This is a genomic window from Paenibacillus sonchi (assembly GCF_016772475.1).
Classification (GTDB): domain Bacteria; phylum Bacillota; class Bacilli; order Paenibacillales; family Paenibacillaceae; genus Paenibacillus_AQ; species Paenibacillus_AQ sonchi.
Window position 1 is genome coordinate 2,318,418 of record NZ_CP068595.1, and the last position, 13,716, is coordinate 2,332,133.

Here is a 13,716-nt window from a genome sequence, read left to right on the forward strand (position 1 = left end):
TAAGCCTTCGTTACGGGTGCTTCCAGCGCAACAGGACACGAATAAATATTTATCTAGACTATAGATGAATCTCCTATATCCGTCAATATTTTCAATTTTAAATTTTTCTGATCTGAAACAGGCCTGTTCATTTCTTTCCACACTTCTCTTAGCGTATACTGGGGTAATAGATAACAGAGAGTCTGCAAAAGCAGCGGCTCGTGTGAAGGAGGCCTGGCTGAATTGGATGAGGATAACAGGGAGCTTTTGGATTATGCATTCCTGATGTCTCCGCTTGGAACGGGAGTACTGTCTCAAGAGGGAAAGTGGCTGAAGGTGAATCCCGCTTTTTGCTATACGATCGGCTGCAGCGAACAGGAGTTTCTGGCCGGTGGCCTGCTGCACAACACTGTTGCCCAGCAGGAGGGGATTCAGCAAATAGACATCAATCTTCTTATCGGCGAGCTTGCCTCCTCCCCGGAGCGTTCTCTGGTCAAAGAGAAGAAATTTCTAACCCGCTCCGGCCGCACGGTGTGGCTCCTGCTCACGTTCGTGAAGGCTGCGGCGGGACAAGCTTGTTCACATATTATTGTCTACGCCCAGGATATTACCGACCGCAAAATCGCGGATCAGCTGACTGTGGACAGCCGTGATCTGTATGATTTATTTATAAAAGATGACCAGACGATGATTTCCTTCACCCTGCCCGATGGAACGCTGAGCTTCATATCTCCTTCCTCACAGCTGCAGATCGGCTTTGCGCCAGAGGAGATGGTTGGCAGGAACAGGCTGGAGTTCTACCATCCTGATGATGTTGAAGGGATGGACCAGTCCCAAGGTCTGCTGGAGAACAAAACCTATATCCGCCGCCTGCGCCATAAAGACGGACATTATTTGTGGTTCGAGACCTCCTTTCATGTAATCCATGATGAAAATAATGAAATCGTGCGGATCATGGGTATCGGGCGCAATGTGACCAGCCGCAAGCAGAATGAGGAGGCTCTGGCTGCTGCCCAGCGTGTGGCGAAGATTGGTTCATGGGTGTGGGATTTATCCAAAGGCAGATTGGTGTTTTCGGAGGAACTGCAGCGTATGCTGCACTATAGCACGGGGACGGATGTAAAATACGAAACCTTTTTGTCTCTGGTTCATCCGGACGACCTGGAGCTGCTGAAAGCGGGAGTTGAACGGGCGGTGAAAAAGGGGGAGTCCGGTGAATCCTCCTACCGTCTGGTTCTTCCTGACGCAACGCTGCTTACGGTAAACATTCAATGGGATGTTACGCGCGGCCCTACCGGCAAGCCGGTGCAGCTTATCGGCATGATGCAGGATATTACCGAGCGGCGTCAGATGGAACAGCAGCTTAGAGAAAGCGAGCAGCGCTACAAGTCCCTTTTCGAGTATAATCCGTCAGCAGTCTACTCCATGAATCTGAACGGGGATTATTTGACGGCCAATGCCAATCTGGAGGAACTGACAGGATATACTCTTGATGAGCTGATCGGAATGTATTTTGGACCCATTGTGCATGAGAAGGATATTGAGAAGACTCTGCATCATTTCAAACTGGCCAGCCAGGGAGAGCCGCAGAGCTATGATCTGACACTGATCCATAAAGATGGCCATCTCGTCGAAATCAATACTCTCAACATTCCAATCATCGTAGACAAGCAGGTAGTGGGGGTGTATGGGATTTCCCGCGACATCACCGAGCGCATCAGGTATACCGAGCAAATCGAGAAGCTGAGCAATGAATACACGCTGATTCTGAATGCGGTGTCGGAAGGCATATTCGGACTGGATACCGAGGGAAGGATCACGTTCATCAATCCGGCTGGTGCACATATGCTGGGGTTTGAGCAGGACGAAATTATGGGCCGCTCCTATCTGAACCATATCGGGCAAACGGCGTCTGACGCTGTTCATTACCGGATGGAAGCTTCCCCTCTGATCCGGGTTATTCAGGCAGGTGAGTCCCAGCGGAGCATGGATGCGGTGTTGTGGCGCAAAGACGGCTCAAGTTTTCTTGCTGAATATCAGGCAACACCTCTGTTTGACAAAGGAGAGCGCAAAGGTGCGGTTGTGGTATTCCGGGATATTACCGATGAACAGGAAATTATCCGTGCGAAGGAGTCTGCCGAGAAGGCGGACCAGGCCAAATCGGAGTTCCTGGCGGTGATGAGCCACGAGTTGCGGACCCCGATGAACGGGATTATTGGCATGACGGATTTACTGGCTGAAACGGACCTTAATGAGGAGCAGCGCGGTTATGCGGAGATCATCAGCCAGAGCAGCTCTTCCCTGCTGTATATTCTCAATGAGATTCTGGATTTCAGCAAAATCGAAGCCGGTAAAATGACCCTTATGCATGAGCCGGTGAGTGTGGAGTCCGTGATGGGCATTGTTACCGAACTGTTCTCCCCCAAAGCGAAGGAAAAAAATATCCTGCTGTCCAGCCGCATAGCGGAAGATGTGCCGGAGCTGATTATGGGCGACGCGGACCGTTTGCGTCAGGTGCTCGTTAATTTGGTGAGCAATGCCGTCAAGTTTACCGAGGAAGGACAAGTCTCGATTGGCGTAGAAACAGAATTTTGCCCGAATGCGAAGAAGCTCAGCCTGAAGTTCAGTGTGCAGGATACCGGAATCGGTATTCCCTCCGAAAAGCAGCCGCAGCTCTTCCAATCCTTTTCCCAGCTGCATCCGTCGATTAACCGCAAGTATGGGGGGACAGGCCTGGGACTTGCGATCTGCAAACGCCTTGTCGAGCTAATGGGCGGTGCGATTGGGGTAGAGAGTGTAGAAGGAAAAGGATCAAAATTCTTCTTTACGCTTCCTATCGACCCCGGTGGGGAATGGGAAGAGAACGGGGCGGAGGATCATGAGCCGCCAGAAGATTTATATACGCCGGATAGCGGTGGAAATACTGCTGCCTATGCGGTCCGGAATCATTTGCAACAGGCGGGGAGCGGTAGTTTATTGCCTGCCGGAGGACTCAGCCCCGGGCTGCCTGAAGCGAAGTATGGGCCCCTGCGGATTCTGGTGGCGGAAGACCATCCCGTCAATCAGAAGCTTATACTGACGATGCTGGAGAAGCGGGGGTATCGGGCGGATCTTGCCGAGAACGGCCAGCAGGCGCTGCAGGCCGTTCTCCGGCAGCCGTATGATCTGGTCTTCATGGATGTGCAAATGCCGGTGATGAGCGGGCTGACAGCGGCTGCGGGCATCAGGGAGCAGGCACCGCCGAACCACCAGCCGTTCATCGTTGCGGTAACCGCATATGCCAGGCCGGAGGATCGGGAGCGGTGCCTGGCTGTAGGCATGGAAGACTTCGTGAGCAAGCCGTTTCTCTCCTCTGACATCGAACGGATACTCCGGGAGCGGATGGAAAAGATATCGTTATGAGAGAGGAACAAACGGGAATTCGTCTGAATGTGGAGCCGTACACACAGTGGGAGCCGGGCGTATTTTCGCCCGGCTCTGCCTGCGGCCCGGCGACCATGGCCGCCTTAATGGAATATTGGCACACGCGGAGAGGCTGCAGCTTAATTCCTGGAGCAGGTCATTTCCAATCCAAGGCGGCGCATATCAATTATATATACAGTCATCACGGAGGGACTCCATGGGGGATGAGTGCGCGCGGTTTTGTCAAAGGGCTGCAGGATTACCTGGGAGCTGCTCTTCCGCATGAGAACCGCAAGCCGTTTTCGGTATCCCTTTTTAATAATATGCAGAGGTACCAAGCCGAGATTGACGCGAAGCGCCCGGTAGCGGTGAAGTTCGACAAATGGTTCAGCCTCCGCTGGAGGGGAAGCTATGCCTATGATTATCATTGGGTGCTGGGAAGCGGTTACGATGTGGCAGATGCGGCAACGGGACCTGTGCTGATTGTCCAGGATAATGGCATGCGCCATAAGAATGGAGGGTTTACCCCCGGCCGGGAACGCCGGATTCCTTATTTGCCCAACCGGAGCATTCTCACCATGGTAGCTTTGCATATAGACCTCTAAGTACAAACGTTTGCGCAAACTTGTTGATCAGGGTATAATATCCAATTAATAAGGGGAAAAGGGGATAATTGGATGTCAGTACAAAGGGAAATGGAAGAACCTATCTACTTTGGAGATCCTGCAGCTACCAGCGGGGTTTCTGTATTCGACCAGGATTTTGACATGCTGTTCAGCTATGACGGAGATGACCTTGGCCTCGCTTATACACCGGCCTGCTCAGCATTTTGTCTGTGGGCGCCTACCGCCCAGGAGGCGGAGGTTGTGCTGTATGACTCCTGGCAGCAGACTGCCGGCCGCCGCCTGCCTATGGTCCGCGAGGTGCGGGGGACCTGGAGACTGACGGTTTCCGGTGATCTGGAAGGCAAGCTGTACACCTACCGCGTGCGTATCGGGGAGCAGTGGAATGAAGCGGCGGACCCTTATGCCCGGGCTGTCGGTGTAAATGGGGATAGAGCGGCGATTATTGACCTGCGCAAGACGGACCCGGAGCGGTGGGCTGAGGATAAGCTGCCGTCGGCTGCCCCGCCGCTGGCTCATCCTGTAGACGCGGTTATTTATGAGCTTCACCTGCGGGATTTGTCCATTCATCCGGCCAGCGGGATTGCCCACAAAGGGCAATATCTGGGTCTAGCCGAAAGCGGAACACGGGGGCCGGGGGGATACTGACCGGACTGGATCATATCGCCGATCTTGGGGTGACGCATATTCAGCTGCTGCCTATCTACGACTACTCCACAGAGAGCGTGGACGAGACCAAGCTGGATCAGCCCCATTTTAACTGGGGGTATGATCCGAAGAATTTCAACGCGCCGGAGGGCTCTTATGCAACAGACCCCTACCTGCCGGGCCTGCGCATTACCGAGCTCAAAACCATGATCCAGGCGCTGCATGACCGGGGTCTGCGCGTGATCATGGATGTGGTCTACAACCATGTCTATGACGGGTACCGTGTGAATTTCACCAAGCTGGTTCCCGGCTACTATCTGCGCTATAAGCGGGATGGCAGTCTTTCCAACGGCTCGGGCTGCGGCAACGATACGGCTTCGGAGCGTATAATGATGTCCCGTTTTATTGTGGATTCGGTGCTCTACTGGGCCAGGGAATATCACTTGGATGGCTTCCGTTTTGATCTGATGGGCCTGATTGATATTGATACAATGGCGGAAATCCGCAGACGGCTGGACGAAATCGACCCTTCGATCATGACTATCGGCGAGGGTTGGATTATGGAGACTGAGCTTGCCATGGAACGGCTGGCTAATCAGAGCAATGCAGATGCGCTGCCGGGGATCGGACAATTCAACGATGGTTACCGGGATGCGGTGAAGGGCAACATTTTCCTGCCGGATGACCCCGGCTTTATCGGCGGCAGATCGGGACTGGAGCAGGCGGTAAAGACAGGAATTACCGGGGGAGTGGTGTACGGACAGACAACCGGCCAATTTGCCGATGAACCCCAGCAATGCGTGAACTATATGGAGTGCCACGACAACCATACCCTGTGGGATAAAATCGTCCTGTCCTCCCCAGGAGCCAGCAACGGACAGCACCGGGCGATGCACCGTCTGGCCTCCGCGATGGTCCTGACGAGCCAGGGAATTCCGTTCCTTCATGCCGGACAGGAATTTCTGCGCACCAAAGATGGGGTGGAGAACAGCTTCAGGTCACCGGTCGACATCAATTGGCTGGACTGGGAGCGCTGTGCAGCGTATGCGGACGATGTTACTTACATGAAAAAGCTCATCGCGCTGCGCCGGGCACATCCTGCTTTTCGACTGCGCAGTGCGGAAGAAATCCGCGCGAAGCTGTTTTTTGAGAAGGCGCCTGCGGGTGTCATAGCCTATACCCTTCGGGAGCATGCCGGCGGCGATGAGGCGCAGCATCTGTACGTCGTCTACAATACCAATCTGGAGGGGTCAACGCTTGCGCTGCCGCCGCTGGGAGGCTGGGAGCCGCTGCTGGGCGAAGAGCTGGCGGAGTTCCATACAGACGGGCGGCTGACTGTTAAGGGGATAGGAATGGTTGTACTGGCTGTTCGGGCTTAGCCTAACTAAGGCCGGAATCACGTGAGCGAAGAATATAAGGACTGTCTTATGGGTAGAGTCATCTGCCCACGGGACAGTCTTTTTTACTGTAAAAAACAGGCTCATTTTTCCAAAATTAATACTACACCTGTCGTAGTAATTATGCTACAATGCAATTACTACGACAGATGTAGTACGACAGATGAAGTAGGGAGGAAGGTCATTGATCAGCAGCGATGTGATCCGCGGATACAACGATACATTTATTTTATACATGCTATTGGACGGAGAATCCTATGGTTACGAGATCGCCAAGAATATCAGGAAGCTGTCGGATGAGAAATATATTATGAAGGAAACCACCCTTTATTCAGCGTTTACCCGGCTGGAGAAGAACGGGTACATCAGCTCTTTTTATAAGGACGGGACACTCGGGAAGCGGCGCACCTACTACCGCATCACTCCGGAGGGGCTGGCCTATTACCATGAGAAATGTGCGGAGTGGCTGATTACCCAGGAAGTTGTAAACAAATTTATTAAGGAGCTGTGATCAGGAATGGACACTATCAACAGTTATTTAAACAATATGTTTGCCGCGCTCCCCAAGACCGTGCAGATGGAGGGGATTAAGCAGGACCTGCTGGCGAGCATGGAGGAGAAGTATCATGAGCTCAAGGAAGAAGGCAAAACCGAAAATGAAGCCATTGGCATCGTGATCTCCGAGTTTGGCAACATTGATGAACTGATGGAAGAGCTTGAAATTACGGTTGAAGACGAGGAAAACAATCTTTCCGCGCTTGCACCCGAGGATACCTGGGGCTACATGGTTGCCAAGAAAAAAGCGGGGTTCATGATAGGGATTGGTGGGATGCTGTGCCTCATAGGGCCTGCGCTGCTGATTCTGCTCGTTGTCCTGGCTGAGACCGGTTTTCTACAAGGAATCCTTTCGGAAGACGCTGCAGGAATCCTAGGTGTGGTTGCTTTGCTTATACTGGTGGCTCTGGCGGTTGGACTATTCATATTCAGCGGCATGATGCTGGAGAAATATAAGTATTTGAACAAAGGCTTTAACCTGCCGCAACATTTGCGGTCCGAGATTCAGCAGCGGAGCAGTGCATATGCCTCTACGTATAATTTGTCCCTGGTGATGGGCGTATGCCTGTGTGTATTAAGTCCCGTTCCGGTCATTGCGGAGTCTCTCATCAATAACGATTCTTCCGGTTATGGCGCGGTCCTTTTACTCGCAATGATTGCCGTGGCTGTTTTTCTGTTCATATACTATGGAAACATCAAGGAGAGCTTCAGCTTTCTGCTTAAAGAGGGGGAATACACCCGGGAAAAGTAAGAGGAGAACCGGGTCATGATGGGCAGCGCTGGAGCCATTATCCGGCCGCTGTCCATTTTCATTTTCCTGATCAGCGGTTTTGTTTTCGGGATCTGGAGTGTTTATTGGATCGTGTTCCCAGTAACCGCGATTCTGCTGAGTGTGATCCACTCTATACGTCATGCAGCCAAGGAAAAATAGAGTATTGAATAGCTTTGCCCATTCCCGGAATTTTATTTAAAAAATGTGACATTACTCATTTAGGCTGTAGAGGATAGATGATAATATGAAGGCATTTCAGGCGGCAATCCGCCTTCTCACAGCTTTTTGCTTTGCTGCTTTACAGTGACAAATGATCAATCGGTGACAGAGAGTACTGTCTTTTTGGAGCCGGATGGGGCAAGAATGCCGCCTTTAAATATACGGCGGCCAATCAGAGAGACTCGGAGGATGACAGGTATGGGTAAAGCAACAGGATTTCTCGAATATCAGCGGCAGACTCCTGCGGAGTGCGAGCCTTTGGAACGGATTAAGAACTGGAATGAATTTGCGCAGCCGATGGATGAGGAGAAGCTACGGGAGCAGGGCGCACGCTGCATGGATTGCGGTACGCCGTTCTGCCATGTAGGGCGTCTGCTCTCGGGGATGGCTTCCGGCTGTCCGCTGCATAATCTTATTCCGGAATGGAATGATATGGTATACCGCGGCAACTGGGAGGTAGCCCTGAAACGGCTGCACAAGACGAATAACTTTCCGGAGTTTACCGGACGTGTCTGTCCTGCGCCTTGCGAAGGCGCATGTACCGTGGGAATGAACGGCAAGCCGGTCACCATCAAATCGATTGAAAAAGCCATAGTGGACAGAGGTTTTGAGGAAGGCTGGATTGTTCCCCAGCCGCCGCTCACCCGTACGGGCAAAAAGGTCGCCATCGTCGGCTCCGGCCCGGCAGGCCTTGCTTGTGCCGCACAGCTGAACAAGGCGGGACACAGTGTAACCGTATATGAACGTGCGGACCGCATCGGCGGCCTGCTGACTTACGGAATCCCGAACATGAAGCTCGACAAAAAGACTGTACAGCGCCGCGTGGATCTGCTGGCGGCAGAAGGCATTACCTTTGTTACCCGTACCGAAATCGGCAGAGATATTCCCGCATCGCAGCTGAAGGAGGAGCATGATGCAGTGGTGCTCTGCGGCGGCTCCACGCAGGCGCGTGATCTGGCGCTGGAAGGGCGCGGGCTGCGGGGCATTCATCAGGCGATGGAGTTCCTGACGCTGAATACGAAGAGCCTGCTCGACTCGGGTCTCGCAGACGGCGAATATATCTCGGCGGCCGGCAAAGATGTGGTCGTCATTGGCGGCGGGGATACAGGCACGGACTGTGTGGCGACTTCCATCCGCCACGGCTGCCGCAGTGTGATCCAGCTGGAGATTATGCCGCAGTCTCCGCTTACCCGCCAGGCGGGCAACCCTTGGCCGGAATGGCCGAAAGTGCTGAAGGTTGACTACGGCCAGCAGGAGGCGGCTTCGCTGTATCATGAAGATCCGCGCCGGTATCTGGTGAACACGAAACGTTTTGTTGGAGACGATGGCGGACATGTGCAGGAGCTGCATACTGTGCGTATTGAATGGAGCCGGAATGAGCAGGGCCGGATGGTGCCGGTTGAGGTTCCGGGCAGTGAAGAAGTCATCAAAGCGCAGCTTGTATTGCTCGCCCTGGGATTCACCGGACCGGAAGAGACAGTGCTCGGCCAGCTTGGAGTGGAGCGTGACGAGCGCTCCAACGCCAAAGCGGAGTTCGGAACACAGGCTACTAATGTAGAAGGTGTGTTTGCCGCAGGGGATATCCGGCGCGGCCAGAGCCTTGTGGTATGGGCGATTAACGAAGGGCGGCAGGCTGCACGGGAAGTGGACCGGTTCCTCACGGGTTCCTCGAATTTGCCTTAAGTCATGCTGGATAAGAACCTGTAGTTCAGGACGCCTCACGGGGCGTCCGCTTTGCGTTTCCGGTCCCTTGCAGGTTAAGATAAATAGATACATAGTTCACATAAAAGGAGAATGGATCATGAAACTGATGTTCATTTCGGATATCCACGGATCGCTGCATTGGCTGGAGCAGGCTTTGGCAAAGGCGGAGGAGGAGCAGCCGCATACGCTTGTTGTGCTCGGCGACTTCCTGTACCACGGGCCAAGGAATCCGCTGCCGGATGGTTATGATCCCCAGGGAGTCGCCGCCAAGCTGAATGCCTATGGCAAATCGCTGGTGGCCGTGCGCGGCAACTGTGACGCCGAGGTCGATCAGATGCTGCTGCAGTTCCCGATGATGGGCGACTATGTGCTGATCCTTCATGAAGGCCGGAAGATCTATGCCACCCACGGGCATGGCTTCAGCATCGACAATCTGCCCCCGCTTGCGCCGGGTGATGTTTTCATCCAAGGGCACACCCATCTCCCGGTAGCTGATGTCAAAGAAGGCATCACGGTGCTGAATCCCGGCTCGATCTCGCTGCCAAAAGAGAACAATCCCAACTCTTACGCGATCCTGGAGAATGGAGAATTCATCATCAAGGATTTTGCAGGAAAGATAGTGAAGCAGATTCGGCTGTAAAGTATAGCCTGGCCCTAATCCCCCTTGATTTTCCCAGGGGGATTTTGATTGTCCGGCAATTGAGCGCACCTCCATATTATTGTATGATGGGTAAGGAGCTTTTCCGGGGACGGCTTTCCCCGCTCCAAATATGAATAGCAGAGGTAATTATAAGAATGTATCCCAAAGATTTAAACTATACAATGCCGCCGGAATGGGGCGAACATGAACGCACATTTATTTCCTGGCCAGTCCAGGCTTCCATGGTATTTCCGGATAATTATGCAGCGGTGAGCGCCGGCTATGCCGAGATTATCCGGGCCATTGCCGAGTTCGAGCCGGTAACCGTGATAGTTAATCCCGAAGAGCTGGAGCAGATAGAGAAGCTGGCTCTGGGAGACAACGTTACATTGCTGCCGATCCGGCATAATGATGCCTGGCTGCGTGACAACGGCCCGACTTTTGTGAAGGGTGCGGATGGCGCCCTTGCAGGCGTGAACTGGAAATTCAATGCCTGGGGCGGCAAATATTCGCCTTGGGATCTTGATGATGAGGTGGCTCCGCAGATTCTGGAGCAGGTCCAGGTTACCCGTTACGATGCTCCGCTGGTCATGGAAGGCGGCTCAATCCATACGGACGGTGATGGAACGCTCATTACGACCGAGGAATGTCTGCTGAACAAAAACCGCAACCCGGAGCTGGACCGGGAAGAAATTGAAGAATACGTGCGTAAATATACAGGCACAGAGGCCATCATCTGGTTGAAGCGCGGCCTAAGCGGGGATGAAACGGACGGTCATGTTGACAATATTGCCTGCTTCGCTGCGCCCGGGAAGGTAATCATCCAGGTCTGCGATGATCCGCAGGACGAGAATTATGAGATTACGCAGGAGAATCTGCATATTCTGGAGAATGCCGTGGATGCCAAAGGCCGGAAGCTGGAGATTGTCACCATCCAGCAGCCGCCTCGTACCGACTATGACGGCAGCCGTCTGACGCTCAGCTATTTGAACTTTTATTTTGTGAACGGCGGGATTATCCTGCCGGTGTTCGGAGGCGCTGCCGCCGAGACGGATGCGCTTGCCGAAGAGAAGCTTGCTGCACTGTTCCCGGACCGCAGAATCCGTACAGTGAACGGAATGGCCGTAATTGGTGAAGGCGGCAATGTACACTGCACCACCCAGCAGATGCCTGCCGGGAGATCATCTATTTAATGCAAGGAGGACAGAACCGTGAGAAACGTAAAAGTAGCCGCGACGCAAATGAGCTGTTCGGGCGACATTGATGAAAATATCCGCAAGGCGGAAACACTGGTTAGAGAAGCTGCAGCCCAAGGTGCGCAGATTATTCTGCTGCAGGAGCTGTTTGAAACCCCATATTTCTGCCAGAAGGAGAAATCCGATTATTATGCTTATGCCACCGAGCTTGAGCACAACAAAGCGGTGAACCACTTCCAAGCCATCGCTAAGGAGCTGCAAGTGGTGCTGCCGATCAGTTTTTATGAAAAGAAAAACTATGCCCGTTACAACTCCTTAGCCGTGATTGATGCGGATGGCACGGTGCTGGGCAAGTACCGCAAAAGCCATATCCCGGATGGCCCTGGCTATGAAGAGAAGTTCTACTTCAATCCCGGGGATACCGGATTTAAGGTGTGGAACACCCGGTATGCCAAAATCGGCGTAGGCGTCTGCTGGGATCAATGGTATCCGGAGGCAGCGCGGGTAATGAGCCTGATGGGTGCGGAAATTTTGTTCTACCCTACGGCCATTGGCTCGGAGCCGCAGGACGGCTCGATTGATTCCAAAGACCACTGGCAGACCTGCATGCTGGGCCATGCGGCAGCGAATCTGATTCCTGTTGTAGCCTCGAACCGGATCGGAGAAGAAACGGATGAGGAGTCCAGCATTAACTTTTACGGCTCCTCATTTATCGCTGGCCCGCAGGGCAACAAGATCGTTGAAGCCGGACGGGATGAGCAGACTGTACTGGTCAGCGAATTCGATCTTGACGCATTGGAGGTTGGCCGGATTGAGTGGGGAATCTTCCGCGACCGGCGGCCGGAGCTGTACCGGATGATCGCATCGTATGACGGAGATTTAACGTTTTAAGAATAAGCAAGCAGCAAGACCATTAGAACCCATTTGGGAACCGCAAAGGCACCGCCAGGAGGATGCCCCTCTTCCGGCGGTGCCTTTTTAGTTATATAGGAAACTATGATTACTTCCGCTAGCGGGTAAATTATGCATAAAGTTGGGGATAAACACCTTTGGACGAATTTGTAACGAACAACGGCAGAAATACCGTTGTTAGAGCGTCGAAGGGTCGGTTTGGCCTTATCTTGGAAACTATAAAGTTGAGGGATCAGTCGGTCTAGATATCCTAATTCCAACTAGAGCTTGAGAAGAGCCGGTGAGCAAGCTCTAGTTGGAAAAGGGAACTTATTATTCCCGGAAATCAACAATCTCGAGATTTAAGTGGAAAAAAGAAACTTATTTAGGCTATATTACCCCGCCAAGGGCGAAATGAGCTGAATTAGTGTACCTTTTTCCACTTAATGTGCGGAGAACAGGGTGCTGGGGCAAACGAGTTAACCTTTTTCCAACTAGCACTTCCTGCGAAGCGGGAAGGGGGAACTTAAGTTCACTTTTTCCACATGATTTGGTTACGGTTCAAGTAGGGAGGCCGGGCGAATGGGGAAAAGAGCGCTTCGCCTGGCGTGAGCAGATTACAGGGTCATCAGGCAACCTAATCCTAGAATCTGAAACGGCTGCACTGTCCCGTGGGGGCGGCGCGGCCGTTTTGTTCTTTTTTGCGGTACTTAGACGAAACATTAATTGTTACAATCCAGCAATAACATGTTATATAACATAACATATACACGAAAAGTTAATTGTCATCACTGCTTTAATCTGATAAAATCTCCTTAAGTTATCTTACAAATCAGTAGGGGGATTGGAAATGGGGATGAAAAAGAAATGGGTGATGTCAGCTTTTGTGGCGTTTTTGGTGTTTGCAATGGCAGGCTGCGGCTCCGGCTCCAGCAATAAGGCGGGGAGCGGCAGTGCCGGCGGGGAGACGATCAAGTTCGCCAGCGACGCGAGTTATGCGCCGATGGAGTATATGGATACCGATAAGATTAAGGGCTTCGACATTGATTTCATCAAGGCGGTTATGGAAGAAGCGGGCATCGATTACACGGTTACGAACACAGGCTGGGATACCATGCTGTCCAGCGTGAAGCAGGGCACGGAATACCAGGCCGGGTTATCTTCGGTGTCCATTACAGATGAACGTAAGGAGACTTATGATTATTCCATTCCTTATTTTGAATCCACCAACATGATTATGGTTAAGGAAGGCAGCGATATCAAGAATGCGCTTGACCTGAAGGACAAGAAGGTTGCCGTGCAGGCGGCGACTACGGCGGATGATTTGATGAGCGGAATTATGGGGGTGGACAACGGCAACCTGAAGCGTTTTGACAGCAATGCGGTGGCCCTGATGGAGCTGAACAGCGGGGGAGCGGATGCGGTGGTTGCGGATATCGCCATCGTGAATGAATACATCAAGAACAACCCGAATGAGAAGCTGACGGGGATCATCGACAAAGAGAACTTCGGTTCTGAATATTACGGCATCCTGTATCCGAAGGGCAGTGAATGGAAGGCCAAGCTGGACCCGGCGATCAAAAAAATTATCGAGAACGGCAAATATACCGAAATCTACAAAGCCTGGTTCGGTGAAGAGCCGGATACCCAGACCCTTTTGAACGCGGAGTAAGCGCAGGAACAACTAAGC

Annotated in this window: 12 protein-coding genes; all 12 read left to right on the forward strand. The window is 52.6% G+C overall.

Annotation, left to right across the window (positions count from 1 at the left end):
- Nucleotides 1–222 precede the first annotated feature (222 nt).
- Nucleotides 223–3,381, forward strand: coding sequence for a PAS domain S-box protein (locus tag JI735_RS10705; RefSeq protein ID WP_051051717.1), 3,159 nt, complete (start codon nt 223–225; stop codon nt 3,379–3,381).
- Nucleotides 3,378–3,986: a C39 family peptidase gene (locus JI735_RS10710; protein WP_051051716.1), complete on the forward strand. Its 609-nt coding sequence runs from the start codon at nt 3,378–3,380 to the stop codon at nt 3,984–3,986. The genes JI735_RS10705 and JI735_RS10710 overlap by 4 nt, the downstream gene beginning before the upstream one ends.
- 72 nt (nt 3,987–4,058) lie before the next feature.
- Entirely contained in the window at nt 4,059–4,652 is a 594-nt protein-coding gene (locus JI735_RS37270; RefSeq protein ID WP_325175598.1) for a hypothetical protein, read from the forward strand.
- A gap of 14 nt (nt 4,653–4,666) precedes the next feature.
- Nucleotides 4,667–6,031, forward strand: coding sequence for a type I pullulanase (pulA, locus tag JI735_RS10715; RefSeq protein WP_325175619.1), 1,365 nt, complete (start codon nt 4,667–4,669; stop codon nt 6,029–6,031).
- A 202-nt stretch (nt 6,032–6,233) separates the two neighbouring features.
- On the forward strand, nt 6,234–6,560 hold the full coding sequence (locus JI735_RS10720; RefSeq protein WP_039834913.1) for a PadR family transcriptional regulator: 327 nt from the start codon (nt 6,234–6,236) through the stop codon (nt 6,558–6,560).
- A gap of 6 nt (nt 6,561–6,566) precedes the next feature.
- Nucleotides 6,567–7,355 (forward strand): permease prefix domain 1-containing protein, encoded by a 789-nt coding sequence (locus JI735_RS10725; RefSeq protein ID WP_233181376.1) that lies wholly within the window; start codon nt 6,567–6,569, stop codon nt 7,353–7,355.
- Between the two features lie 15 nt (nt 7,356–7,370).
- On the forward strand, nt 7,371–7,535 hold the full coding sequence (locus JI735_RS35545; protein ID WP_233181377.1) for a hypothetical protein: 165 nt from the start codon (nt 7,371–7,373) through the stop codon (nt 7,533–7,535).
- Nucleotides 7,536–7,793: 258 nt separating this feature from the next.
- A complete protein-coding gene (locus tag JI735_RS10730; protein ID WP_060862855.1) occupies nt 7,794–9,278 on the forward strand; it encodes a glutamate synthase subunit beta in 1,485 nt (494 codons plus the stop codon).
- 118 nt (nt 9,279–9,396) lie between these two features.
- Nucleotides 9,397–9,939, forward strand: coding sequence for a phosphodiesterase (yfcE, locus tag JI735_RS10735; protein ID WP_039834905.1), 543 nt, complete (start codon nt 9,397–9,399; stop codon nt 9,937–9,939).
- Between the two features lie 155 nt (nt 9,940–10,094).
- Nucleotides 10,095–11,132 (forward strand): agmatine deiminase family protein, encoded by a 1,038-nt coding sequence (locus JI735_RS10740; protein WP_039834904.1) that lies wholly within the window; start codon nt 10,095–10,097, stop codon nt 11,130–11,132.
- Between the two features lie 18 nt (nt 11,133–11,150).
- Nucleotides 11,151–12,026, forward strand: a complete 876-nt coding sequence (gene aguB, locus JI735_RS10745; RefSeq protein ID WP_039834903.1) for an N-carbamoylputrescine amidase — start codon at nt 11,151–11,153, stop codon at nt 12,024–12,026.
- Between the two features lie 850 nt (nt 12,027–12,876).
- A complete protein-coding gene (locus JI735_RS10750) occupies nt 12,877–13,698 on the forward strand; it encodes a transporter substrate-binding domain-containing protein (protein WP_083886605.1) in 822 nt (273 codons plus the stop codon).
- The last annotated feature ends 18 nt before the right edge of the window (nt 13,699–13,716 follow it).

Coding starts and splice junctions, on each gene's coding strand:
- JI735_RS10740 (WP_039834904.1), top strand. CDS start 10,095: ATGTATCCCAAAGATTTAAACTATACAATGCCGCCGGAATGGGGCGAA.
- JI735_RS10725 (WP_233181376.1), top strand. CDS start 6,567: ATGGACACTATCAACAGTTATTTAAACAATATGTTTGCCGCGCTCCCC.
- JI735_RS10750 (WP_083886605.1), top strand. CDS start 12,877: ATGGGGATGAAAAAGAAATGGGTGATGTCAGCTTTTGTGGCGTTTTTG.
- JI735_RS37270 (WP_325175598.1), top strand. CDS start 4,059: ATGTCAGTACAAAGGGAAATGGAAGAACCTATCTACTTTGGAGATCCT.
- yfcE (WP_039834905.1), top strand. CDS start 9,397: ATGAAACTGATGTTCATTTCGGATATCCACGGATCGCTGCATTGGCTG.
- JI735_RS10730 (WP_060862855.1), top strand. CDS start 7,794: ATGGGTAAAGCAACAGGATTTCTCGAATATCAGCGGCAGACTCCTGCG.
- JI735_RS10710 (WP_051051716.1), top strand. CDS start 3,378: ATGAGAGAGGAACAAACGGGAATTCGTCTGAATGTGGAGCCGTACACA.
- JI735_RS35545 (WP_233181377.1), top strand. CDS start 7,371: ATGATGGGCAGCGCTGGAGCCATTATCCGGCCGCTGTCCATTTTCATT.